We start from the raw sequence: 10,907 nt of genomic DNA, 5'->3' as shown, positions 1-10,907 counted from the left end.
TTGCCACGGGCGCTCCGGGTGGGTGGGGCGGCGGTGTGGCGCCTGCGTCAACCCGCCCCAGCCGCGTCCGGGGCGGACGTCACCGGCCGCCCCGGACCGGAGCCTCTCCTAGCGGTAGGGCGGCGGGTAGTGCAGACCGCCCTCGGTCCACAGCTGGTTGAGACCCTCGTCGAGCCCGATCGGGACGATGTTGCGGTCGAAGATCTCCTGGTAGTTGCCGATCGCCTCGATGACGCGGACGGCCCACTCCTCGTCCGGGAAGCCGAGGCCGGTGCCGACCGTCTGGCCCTCCTCCTGGCCGAGGAAGCGCGCGATGTCGGCGTTGTCGCCGGCGTCGAAGGACGCGACGTTCGTCGAGTCGATGCCGAACTCCTCCGCCTGGAAGGTGGCGAAGACGACCCACTGCACGACGTCGAAGAAGTCCTCGTCGCCTTCGCGGGTGGCCGGGCCGAGCGGCTCCTTGGACATGACGTCCTCGAGGATCCGGATCTCACCGCCGGTGTAGGTGGCGGCGAAGGACGCGAGGCCGGAGCGGTCCGTGGTGTAGGCGTCGCAGGCGCCGGAGGAGAAGTTCTCGGTGACCGCGGCCTCGTCGACGACGTTGACCGGCTCGTAGGAGATGCCGAGGTTGGCGAAGTAGGTCTCCAGGTTCAGCTCGGTGGTGGTACCGGTCTGGACGCAGATCAGGTAGCCGTCCATGTCGGCGACCGACTGGGCCGGGTCGTCGTCGTTCACGAGCATGCCCTGGCCGTCGTAGTAGGCCGTGACGGTCCAGTCCAGGCCGAGCTCGCCGTCGCGGGCGGCGGACCAGGTGCCGTTGCGGATCAGGACGTCGACCTCGCCGGACTGCAGGGCGGTGAAGCGGGTCTCCGCGGTCAGGTCGACGTACTCGACCGCGTCCGGGTCACCCAGGATCGCGGCGGCGACGCCGCGGCAGTAGTCCACGTCGAGGCCGCTGTACTCGCCGCCCTCGTTGAGGCTGAAGCCGTTCAACTGTCCGTTGACCCCGCAGCGCAGGACGCCGGCGTCCTGGACTGCCTGGAGGGTGGAGCCCTCCGCGCCCGTGGCGGCGGCGACGTCCTCCTCCGACCCCTCGTCGGCCGCGGCGGCCTCGTCGTCGGGCGTCGCCTCGTCGCCGCTGTCAGAGCTCTCCGTCGCGTCGTCGGACCCCTCGTCGTCACCGGACGTGCACGCGGCGCCGAACAGCGCCAGGGCGAGCAGCAGAACCATCCAGGTCTTGATGCGCACTTCGTTCCCTTCGGATTGCGGTATGGGTTGTCTGATCGATGGGAACGCCACCACGACCGACGTGAGAACGTCAGACAGGTCACCGCCCGGACCAGATCAGCGGAGCGTAAGCTCCGGCCACTTCGATGTCCACTACCGTTGTAGTGGGTCTCGGTTACGGCTCCGTTGCGAGGTGGTACCAGCCGCTGGCTACACACCCATGGGGTGCCACACGGTCTTGATCTCCATGACCGACTCCACCCGCTGGAGCGTCGGCGCATCATGCCACGTCTCCGCGGCGCCCGCGCGGCACACGATCCGCTTGGTGCTTCCGGCGGCCGCGATCTCGAGGTCCGCAGCCGCCGCCGGGTCCGCGCCGACCAGGTCGATGGCGTTGACGTCCATGTGGCTGGCGAGGACCGGCGCCAGCTCCGCCGTCCGGCCCGTGAGCAGGTTGACCACGCCACCCGGCACGTCGGAGGTGTGGAGCACCTCGGTGAGGGTGACGGCGGGCAGCGGACGGGCCTCGCTCGCGACGGCCACGACGGTGTTCCCGCCCGCCAGGGCGGGGGCGAGCGTGCTGACGAGGCCGAGGAGGCTCGAGTCCTGCGGCGCGATGACGGCGACCACGCCGGTGGGCTCGGGGGTGGAGAGGTTGAAGTACGGGCCGGCGACGGGGTTCGCCGATCCCATGACCTGGGCGATCTTGTCGGTCCACCCCGCGTACCAGACCCAGCGGTCCACGGCGGCCTCGACCTCGGCCATCGCCTTCTTCGGCGTCAGCCCCTCCCCCGCCGCCACCTCGGCGGCGAGCTGGTCTCGGCGGCCCTCGAGGACCTCGGCGACCCGGTAGAGGATCTGCCCGCGGTTGTACGCGGTCCGCGCGGACCACCCGCCGAACGCGCCCCGGGCGGCCACGACCGCGTCGCGCACGTCCTTCCGGCTGGCCTGCGCCGCGTTGGCGAGGAACCCGCCGGCGGTGTCGGTGACGACGTAGGTCCGCCCGGACTCCGACCGAGGGAACGCCCCGCCCACGTAGAGCTTGTAGGTCTTCTTGACGTCCAGCCGGCCGGCCATCAGTGCGCTCCTCGCAGGTAGGGGGCGAGCCCCTGGCGGCCGCCCTCACGCCCGAAGCCGGACTCCTTGTAGCCGCCGAAGGGGCTGGTCGGGTCGAACCGGTTGAAGGTGTTGGACCACACGACGCCGGCGCGGAGGCGCTGGGCCATCCACAGGATCCGGCTGCCCTTCTCGGTCCACACGCCGGCGGACAGGCCGTAGGGCGTGTTGTTGGCCTTGGCGACCGCCTCGTCGGGGGTCCGGAAGGTGAGGGTGGTCAGGACCGGCCCGAAGATCTCCTCCCGGGCGATCCGCATGGCCTGGCTGGCGCCGGAGAAGACCGTCGGCGGGAACCAGAACCCGCGGTCGGGCAGGTCGCAGGCGGGTGACCAGCGCTCGGCCCCCTCGGCGTCGCCGGCGGCGGCCAGGGTGGTGATCCGCTCGAGCTGCTCCGCGGAGTTCACCGCCCCGATGTCGGTGTTCTTGTCGAGCGGGTCCCCCAGGCGCATCGTCGCCATGCGGGCCTTCAGCCGCTCGAGCAGCGCGTCGGCGACGGTCTCCTGGACGAGCAGGCGGCTGCCGGCGCAGCACACGTGGCCCTGGTTGAAGAAGATGCCGTTGACGATCCCCTCCACCGCCTGGTCGAGGGGGGCGTCGTCGAAGACGATGTTGGCCGCCTTGCCGCCGAGCTCGAGGGTGAGGGCCTTGCCGCTGCCGGCGACCTGGCGCTGGATCGCCTTGCCGACCTCGGTCGAGCCGGTGAAGGCGATCTTGTCGACGTCGGCGTCCACCAGCGCGGCGCCGGTCTCGCCGGCCCCGGTGACGATGTTCACCACGCCCGGCGGCAGGTCGGCCTGCTGCAGGATCTCGGCCAGGTGGAGAGCGGTCAGCGGGGTCGTCTCGGCGGGCTTGAGGACGACGGTGTTGCCGGTGGCGAGAGCCGGGGCGATCTTCCACGCGGCCATGAGCAGCGGGAAGTTCCAGGGGATGATCTGGCCGGCGACGCCGAGGGGCTTCGGGTCGGGGCCGTAGCCGGCGTAGCCGAGCTTGTCGGCCCAGCCGGCGTAGTAGAAGACGTGCGCGGCGACCGTGGGCAGGTCGGAGTCCCGCGACTCGCGGATCGGCTTGCCGTTGTCGAGGGTCTCGAGCACGGCCAGCTCGCGGCTGCGCTCGGCGATCAGCCGGGCGATCCGGTACAGGTACTTGGCCCGCTCGGCACCGGGCATCGGCCCCCACACCCGCTGCTGGGCGCGTCGCGCCGCGGCGACGGCACGATCGACGTCAGCCGGGGACGCGTCGCCGACCTCGGCGAGCACCTCCTCGGTGGCTGGGTTGACGGTCTTCCGGGCGCCTCCGGTGGCCTCGGTGAACTCGCCGTCGATGAACAGGCCGTAGGACGACCTGATCTGCACGACGTCGGCGGCCTGCGGCGCGGGGGCGTAGTCGAAGGCGGGCATGGTCCGCTCCTCAGTCGATGGTGACGTAGTCGGGACCCTCGTAGACGCCGGAGCGGCGACGGCGGCGCTGCAGCAGGACGTCGTTGAGGAGGCTCGAGGCGCCGAAGCGGAACCGGTCGGGCGTGAGCCACCCCTCCCCCGCGGTCTCGTTGACCATGACGAGGTACCGGATCGCGTCCTTCGAGGTGCGGATGCCGCCGGCGGACTTGACGCCGACCGCCCGCCCGGTGGCCGCGTGGAAGTCGACGACGGCCTGCAGCATGACCAACGTGACCGGTCGCGTCGACGCGGGGTTCACCTTGCCGGTGGAGGTCTTGATGAAGTCCGCCCCGCCGATCATGGCGAGGACGCTGGCCCGGCGGACGTTGTCGAGGGTCGCGAGCTCGCCGGTCTCGAGGATGACCTTGAGGTGGGCGGAGGGGCCGCATGCCTCCTTCACCGCGACGACCTCGTCGAGGACCTTCGCGTACCGGCCTGACAGGAACGCCCCGCGGTCGATGACCATGTCGATCTCGTCGGCGCCGTCGGCGACCGCCTGGCGGGTGTCGGACAGCTTCACGTCGAGCGCCGCCCGGCCCGCCGGGAACGCGGTGGCGACTGCGGCGACCGCGACGCCGGTGCCGGCGGTGACCGCCGCGACGTCGGCGACCATGTCCGGGTAGACGCAGATCGCGGCGACCGGCGGGCAGGTCGGGTCGTCGGGGTCGGGCGTGATGCCCTTCCGCGCGAGGGCGCGGACCTTGCCGGGGGTGTCGGCGCCCTCGAGGGTCGTGAGGTCCGTCATCCGGACGATCGTGTCGAGGGCCCAGTCCTTCGACCCGTCCTTGATGGACCGGGTCGCGAGCTGGGCGGCGCGGCCCTCGGCACCGACCTGGTCGACGCCGGGGAGGCCGTGGAGGAAGCGGGTCAGGGTGGCATCGCTCGCCCCCGGGCCGGGCATGTCCTCCAGGCCGGGCGGTCGGGTCGTGACATCGGTGCGCATCGCCCACCGCACTCTACCCGCGGGTGCCCGGCGGGGGCTGCTCAGCGGGGCGGTGCGAGCTCCGGGAGGATCCGGGTCGCCACGTCCGCCACGGGCACGGGCCGGGCGATCGCGAAGCCCTGGAGCCGGTCGCACCCGGACTCGGCGGCCACGCCGGCGTCGCGCTCGTCCTCGATCCCCTCGGCGACGACCCGCATGCCGAGCGCCCGGCCGAGCTGGCTGATCGCCCGGAGGACCGCGTAGCCGCGCGGGTCGTGGGCGCGCCGGACGATCTCGCGGTCCACCTTCAGGACGTCGACGCCGACCCGTGAGAGGTAGGCGACACCCGTGTACCCGGTCCCGAAGTCGTCGAGGGCGATCTGGACCCCGAGGTGGCGCAGGTCCTGGAGGCGCCCGATCACGTCGTCCTCGACCAGCATCGACTCGGTCACCTCGAGGACGAGCCGCCCGGGCTCGACGCCCTGGCGGCGGAGGCGCTGGTCGACCTCGGCGACGAACTCGGGGTGGCGCAGCTGGGCGACGCTGACGTTCACCGAGACCGTCCAGCCGTGCTCGACGGAGTCGATCTCGGCCAGCCGCGTCAGGTCGGCCAGCGCGGTGTCGAGGACCTCGCCGCCGAGCAGCCCGATCAGACCGGTGTCCTCGGCCAGCCCGATGAACGCGTCGGGTCCGAGCAGGCCGCGGCGGGGGTGGCGCCAGCGGACGAGGGCCTCCAGACCGGACAGGCGCCGCGCGCCGCTGTCCACGATCGGCTGGTAGTGCACCTCGAGCTGACCGGTCCCGAGGGCGTCGCGGAGGTCGTTCTCGAGCTCGAGCCGCTCGTTGGCCGCCTGCGCCATGGTCGCGTCGAACATCATCCAGCGCCGCCGGCCGCTGGCCTTGGCCGCGTAGGCGGCGGCGTCGGCGTGGGCGCCCAGGGAGTCGACGGCGTGGGGCACCTCCGCGACGGCGAGGCCGATGCTGGCGCTGACGTAGAACCGGCGACCGCCCCTCGCGATGGGCTCCTCCAGCACGGCGATCAGACGCTCGGCCAGCACGCCGAGGGCTTCGCGGTCCGGGATGTCGGGCACCACGACGGCGAACTCGTCCCCGCCGGTGCGCGACACGAGCGCGCCGTCGGGCACCGCCCCGCGCAACCGCTTGCCGACCGCTCGCAGGACCCGGTCGCCCTCGTGGTGGCCGAGGCTGTCGTTGATCAGCTTGAACCGGTCGAGGTCGAGGACCGCCATGCCCGCCATCCGGGTCGGATCCACGCGCTCGGCGATCTCCGCCAGCCGCTCCTCGAGCGCCGCTCGGTTCGGCAACCCGGTCAGCAGGTCGGTGAACGCCAGGCGCTGGAGGGTCTCGGTGGCCCGCCGGGCCTCGGAGACGTCGGTGCCCTGCAGGAAGCACAGCCGCTGCCCACCGTCGCCGGTCACCGCCACCCACGTCTGCATGACGTGGGCCACCTCACCGGTGACCCGCACGTAGCGCACCGTCTCGGGCTCGACCGGCCCCGACGCGGTGAGGGCGGCCTGGCAGCGCGGCTGGTCGTCGGGGTGGATGTGGTCGAGCCAACGCGCCCCGACCACCAGCGCGGTGTCCTCGACCCCGACGAGGGCGGCGTAGGCGTCGTTGGCCTCGACGATGGTCCCGTCCGCGTCGGTGATCGCCATCGCCGCGGGACTGCCCTGGAAGCCGGCGCGCAGGCGCGCGTCGGCCCCGGCGGCCTGGACCGACAGGCGACGGATCCGCTCCGCGGCCGGGCGGGTCGCCAGGTAGGCCGCGAGGGTCCCGGCGCCGGCCAGCGCGATCGCGAACCCGGCGCGCAGCCACCACTCCCCCGCGGTCGTCCCGGTCGTGACCGCGGTGATGGCCAGGCTGCCGAGGCCGCAGACGACGAGGAGGACGCCGACGGCGACGGCGAGTCGGAGGGGCAGGCGGGAGCGACGGTCCGCGTCGGCGGTCCCGTCGGGCGTCGGTCCGGTCATCGGGTCGGCTCCGACCCGGGTGCCAGGGCAGGCCCGGGGCGTGGCGATGTGACTGCGTGCATCGCCACCAGGCTCCCACGTCTCTGCCGTCCCGCGCAGGTCTCCGTACCATCTCGCCGGATGCCGCCCCTGATCGCCAGCGCCCTGGTCTTCACCACGTCCGCCGCCGTCCTGGTCCTCGAGATCGTCGCCGGGCGCCTGCTGGCCCCCTACGTCGGCGTGACCCTCGAGACCTTCACCGGGATCATCGGCGTGGTCCTGGCCGGCATCGCGTTCGGCACCTGGTACGGCGGCCGGCTGGCCGACCGGGTGAACCCGCGGAAGCTGCTCGGACCGACGATGGTGCTCGGCGGGGCGCTCGCCGTCGCGTCCCTCCCCCTCATCCGGCTGGTCGGCTCCGCCGGGCTCGGGGCGGGGCCGATCGCCATCGTCGTGTTGACCGCCATCGGGTTCTTCCTGCCCTCCGCGGTGCTGTCCGCCGTGACGCCCATGGTCGTGAAGATCCAGCTCTCGAGCCTGGACGAGACGGGGTCGGTCGTCGGTTGGCTGTCCGCCCTCGGCACCGCGGGCGGGCTCTTCGGCACCTTCGCCGCGGGCTTCCTCTTCGTCGCGGCGCTGCCGTCGCCGGCGATCATCTACGGGGTCGGCGGGCTCATGATCGTCGCCGGCATCGTCGCGTGGCTCTGGTTCCCGCGGACGCCGGACAGCCGGTCGGTGGTCGCCGCCGCCGTGGTCCTGGCCCTGGCGACGGGAGCGCTCGGAGCGGTGTTGCCGGGCCGGTGCGAGCTCGAGAGCGCGTACTTCTGCGCCCGTGTCGAGGTCGATCCGGACCGGCCGTCAGGGCGGCTCCTGATCCTCGACACGCTGCGGCACTCCTACGTGGACCTCGAGGACCCCACGCACCTCGAGTTCACCTACGCCCAGGCGCTGTCGGACGTGCTCGAGGCCGTCGCGCCGGCGGGTGCGCCGCTCGACGTGCTGCACATCGGCGGCGGCGGGTTCAGCCTGCCGCAGTACCTGGAGGCGACCCGGCCGGGGACGTACTCGAAGGTGCTCGAGCTCGACCCCGCCCTCGTCGACCTCGCCGTCGACGAGCTGGGCCTCGAGCTGTCCGATGACCTCGAGGTCCGGACCGGCGACGCCCGCATCGCGGTGGCCGACGAGCCCGACGGCGCCTACGACCTCGTGATCGGCGACGCCTTCGGCGGGCAGGCGGTGCCCTGGCACCTGACCACCCGCGAGCTGGTCGCCGACGTCCGACGGGTGATGGTCGACGACGGCGTCTACGCCATCAACCTGATCGACTACGGGGACCTCGGGTTCGCCCGGGCGGAGGCGGCGACGTTGCGGGACGTGTTCGCGCACGTGGCGGTGATCGCGCCGCCCGAGCGGATCAGCGGCCAGGAGGGCGGGAACTTCGTGATGGTGGGCTCGGACGCCCCGATCCCGGCCGAGGACATCCGGTCCCGCGCCGTCGAGCGCGGCGACGACGACGTCGTGATCACCGCTCCAGACGAGGTCGCGGCGTTCATCGACGGCGCCGAGGTGCTGACCGACGACCACGCCCCGGTCGACCAGCTGCTGACGCCGCTGACGTAGGGGCGGCAGGGCGGGTCCCGGAGTGCCCGCCATCGCACCACGGGCGCCTCGCGGGGTTGGCAACGGCCGGCGACGTCCCCGCCATCGCCCCGCGGGCGAACGACGGGGCCGAAGCCGATCCTGAGACGCGCGCCATCGCCCCACGGGCGAACGACGGGCGGACCCTCCGGGCGGCCCCTACGCCGGGGTGCGGTCCGGTCGGCGGAGTGCGGCCACAGCGGCGGCGAGGAGCGTGCCGACCACCGGGCTGGCGACGGCGGTGGATGCTGCGGTGTCGTCCGCGAGGAGCCCGAGCAGGGCGATGACGACCACGACGGCCATGGGGCCGACGAAGCCGACCGCCGCGGCCGGCACCCCGTGGCCGACCGCGCGCGCCGCGATCCGGCTGGCGACCAGCACCCCGGCGGCCGGTACCAGCGCCATCAGCAGCAGCGACACCAGCCGCACCGCCCCCGGCGACCCGACGACGGCGACGACGCCGATCACCAGGCCGGCCACCACCAGCGCGCCGACGGTCACAGCCGCCCCGACGCCGACGGCCACGAGCGCCGACCGCCCGTCTGCGGAGAGCTGCCTGCCCCCGCGCGAGCTCGCGGTCACAGGGTCACCTCGAGCGAGTCGAGCACGGCGGTCATCTCGGTCTCGTCGAAGATCGACTCGGGCGCCTTGAGCGACAGGTACACGACGCGGCTCGACCCCTCGGCGGTCGCGAAGACGTCCCACTGCCGGATCCGCTCGTCGAGGGTGGCCGAGGCGTAGGTCGACTCGAACAGGATCCCCTCGTCCGCCCCGGTGACGTCGACGTCGCGCTCGTCGGTGAACTCGTGGTCGTCGACGGCGACGCGGAACACGTCGAGGGCGCCCTGAGCGGCCAGGCGGACGCCGTCGCCCTCGTAGTTCCCGACCTTGCCCGTGACGGCCTCGATCGAGTCGCCGACCTGGTCGGTGCCGACGACCTCGATCTCCTCCGGCTCGTCGGTCCGCACCTCCCACCCCGATGGGGTGCCGAACGTGAACTCGTCGCGCTCGTGCGCGGTCAGGTCGGCTGCGGCGGCTCCGTCGTCACCGGTGCACCCGGCGAGGGCGGTCACCAGGACGACGAGGACCAGCACGGCGGTCAGCGGGACGCGGCGGGCGGGACGACGGGGATCAGGAGCCACCGAGGCACCCTTCCCACGGGACCAGCTGCCCAGTCAGCGGGTCGAGGTACAGCGCTTCGGTGAGCGTGGCGGTCTCGAGCGTGCCGCCGCCGCTCGCGCCCAGGCCGATGCCGAGGTTGACCTCGGCGCCCGCCTCGAGGGAGTTGCGGGTGATGTCGTAGGTCTCGACCGACAGCGTGCCGGCGTCCGCCACGGCGTCGACCACCTCCTCCCCCGCCTCGACCACCCCGTCCACGTCGACGTCGCCGGCGGCTGCCAGCACGTCGCCGAACGCCTCGGCCAGGGCGGGATCGGTCAGGTCGAGCTCGCCGGTGATCACGGTCCGCTGCCCCTCCCCTCCCGGGATGTCGGTGGTGACCTGGTTGACCAGGTCGCCGAAGCTGTCGACGTCGGGGAGGATCTGGTCGTCCACGCCGCCCTCGGTGATGGCGACCACCCGCCCGGTCGTCGGCGTGCCGTCCGCGGCGATGTCGAGCTCGAGGCGGACCTCGGTCCTGCCGGACGCGCCGACGTCGAGCGCGACCGGGATGCCGAGCGCCGCCGCGGCCTCCGCCGACGCGCTGATGCGCACGGTGCGGCTGCCGTCGGCCTTCTGCTCGACCCGCGCGCCCGCCCCGATCGCCGCCTCGATCCCGGCGCTGGCGGGTCCCGCCGTGGCGCTGGCCTCGCCGTCGATGCCGATGTCGATCGCGCCGTGGGTCGACTCCGGCGTGCCGTCGGGGGCGTCGTGGCCGAGGATCCCGCCGATCAGGTCCTTGCCGATGCCGGCCACCTGCTCGACGCCCGGTGGGAGGGACTCGATCGCCTCGTCGGCGACCCGGTCGATGATGTACTCCCGCGCGTCGTCGGGGTCGTCGAAGCTGACGGTGTCGCCGACCTCCCCGTCGAGGGACCCGCCGATCGAGGCGTTCGCCCCCAGCCCGACCTCGTTGTCCCCCACCGTCACCGATCCCTCGGCGCCGGCCTCCGCCGACACCCCGAGCGACCCCGAGTCGACGAACGTCACGTGGATCTCGCCGTCTGAGGTGTGGCGGATCCGGACCAGCTTGCCGGCGCCGGCGTTGATGAACGTGACGCGGACGTCACCCGAGATCTCGCCGGACGCCACCGAGGTCGTGCACGCGCGCTCGGGCGCACCCCGGGCGACGCCGCCCTCGCACGCCCCGTCGCCGGTGACCTGCACGACCAGGCACTCGAGCGCCTGGCCGATCCGCCCGCCGGATGTGGGTGCCAGCAGCGCCAGGGCCACCACGATCCCCACCACGACCGCGGCGATGCCAAGCCACTCGATCGTCGACTGGCCCTCGTCCCGGCCGAGGCGGAACCGGGCGATCCCGCGCGGTGGGTGTCCCATGCGCCTGACCGTATGGAGCGGCGGGAGCGGCCGGAAGGGCCCGCGGACCCAATTCGGCGGCCCCGGGGGACCCAATCCGCCTGGGCCCCCGGGGGTGTGGCG

Annotated in this window: 9 protein-coding genes; 1 reads left to right on the top strand and 8 read right to left on the bottom strand. The window is 73.3% G+C overall.

The features are described 5' to 3' along the window. Positions 1-108 precede the first annotated feature (108 nt). The 5 genes from ACEQ2X_RS08970 to ACEQ2X_RS08950 form a co-directional block, all read right to left on the bottom strand. A complete protein-coding gene (locus ACEQ2X_RS08970; protein ID WP_370325464.1) occupies positions 109-1,230 on the bottom strand; it encodes an amino acid ABC transporter substrate-binding protein in 1,122 nt (373 codons plus the stop codon). Positions 1,231-1,437: 207 nt separating this feature from the next. Continuing rightward, on the bottom strand, positions 1,438-2,304 hold the full coding sequence (locus tag ACEQ2X_RS08965; RefSeq protein WP_370325463.1) for an aldehyde dehydrogenase: 867 nt from the start codon (positions 2,302-2,304) through the stop codon (positions 1,438-1,440). Continuing rightward, positions 2,304-3,740: an aldehyde dehydrogenase family protein gene (locus ACEQ2X_RS08960; RefSeq protein WP_370325462.1), complete on the bottom strand. Its 1,437-nt coding sequence runs from the start codon at positions 3,738-3,740 to the stop codon at positions 2,304-2,306. Before ACEQ2X_RS08960 ends, ACEQ2X_RS08965 begins: the two co-directional genes overlap by 1 nt. Before the next feature lie 10 nt (positions 3,741-3,750). Beyond that, positions 3,751-4,722 carry a deoxyribose-phosphate aldolase gene (deoC, locus tag ACEQ2X_RS08955; protein WP_370325461.1) on the bottom strand — a complete coding sequence of 324 codons (972 nt, stop codon included), beginning with the start codon at positions 4,720-4,722 and terminating at the stop codon, positions 3,751-3,753. A gap of 41 nt (positions 4,723-4,763) precedes the next feature. Further along, positions 4,764-6,692, bottom strand: a complete 1,929-nt coding sequence (locus ACEQ2X_RS08950) for a putative bifunctional diguanylate cyclase/phosphodiesterase (protein ID WP_370325460.1) — start codon at positions 6,690-6,692, stop codon at positions 4,764-4,766. A 120-nt stretch (positions 6,693-6,812) separates the two neighbouring features. Between ACEQ2X_RS08950 and ACEQ2X_RS08945 the strand changes: the two genes are divergently transcribed. Continuing rightward, entirely contained in the window at positions 6,813-8,291 is a 1,479-nt protein-coding gene (locus tag ACEQ2X_RS08945; protein WP_370325459.1) for a fused MFS/spermidine synthase, read from the top strand. A 177-nt stretch (positions 8,292-8,468) separates the two neighbouring features. On the opposite strand, the gene ACEQ2X_RS08940 is transcribed toward ACEQ2X_RS08945, so the two are convergent. From ACEQ2X_RS08940 to ACEQ2X_RS08930, 3 genes are read right to left on the bottom strand one after another with little or no spacing between them, the layout of a single operon-like run. Then, positions 8,469-8,891, bottom strand: coding sequence for a hypothetical protein (locus ACEQ2X_RS08940; protein WP_370325458.1), 423 nt, complete (start codon positions 8,889-8,891; stop codon positions 8,469-8,471). Further along, positions 8,888-9,451: a hypothetical protein gene (locus ACEQ2X_RS08935; protein ID WP_370325457.1), complete on the bottom strand. Its 564-nt coding sequence runs from the start codon at positions 9,449-9,451 to the stop codon at positions 8,888-8,890. Before ACEQ2X_RS08935 ends, ACEQ2X_RS08940 begins: the two co-directional genes overlap by 4 nt. Further along, positions 9,441-10,805, bottom strand: coding sequence for a hypothetical protein (locus tag ACEQ2X_RS08930; RefSeq protein ID WP_370325456.1), 1,365 nt, complete (start codon positions 10,803-10,805; stop codon positions 9,441-9,443). Before ACEQ2X_RS08930 ends, ACEQ2X_RS08935 begins: the two co-directional genes overlap by 11 nt. Positions 10,806-10,907: the final 102 nt, after the last annotated feature.

This window comes from Euzebya sp., assembly GCF_964222135.1.
Lineage (GTDB): Bacteria > Actinomycetota > Nitriliruptoria > Euzebyales > Euzebyaceae > Euzebya.
The sequence above is the reverse complement of the archived record's forward strand: the minus strand, read 5'-3'. Positions and strand labels throughout refer to the sequence as shown.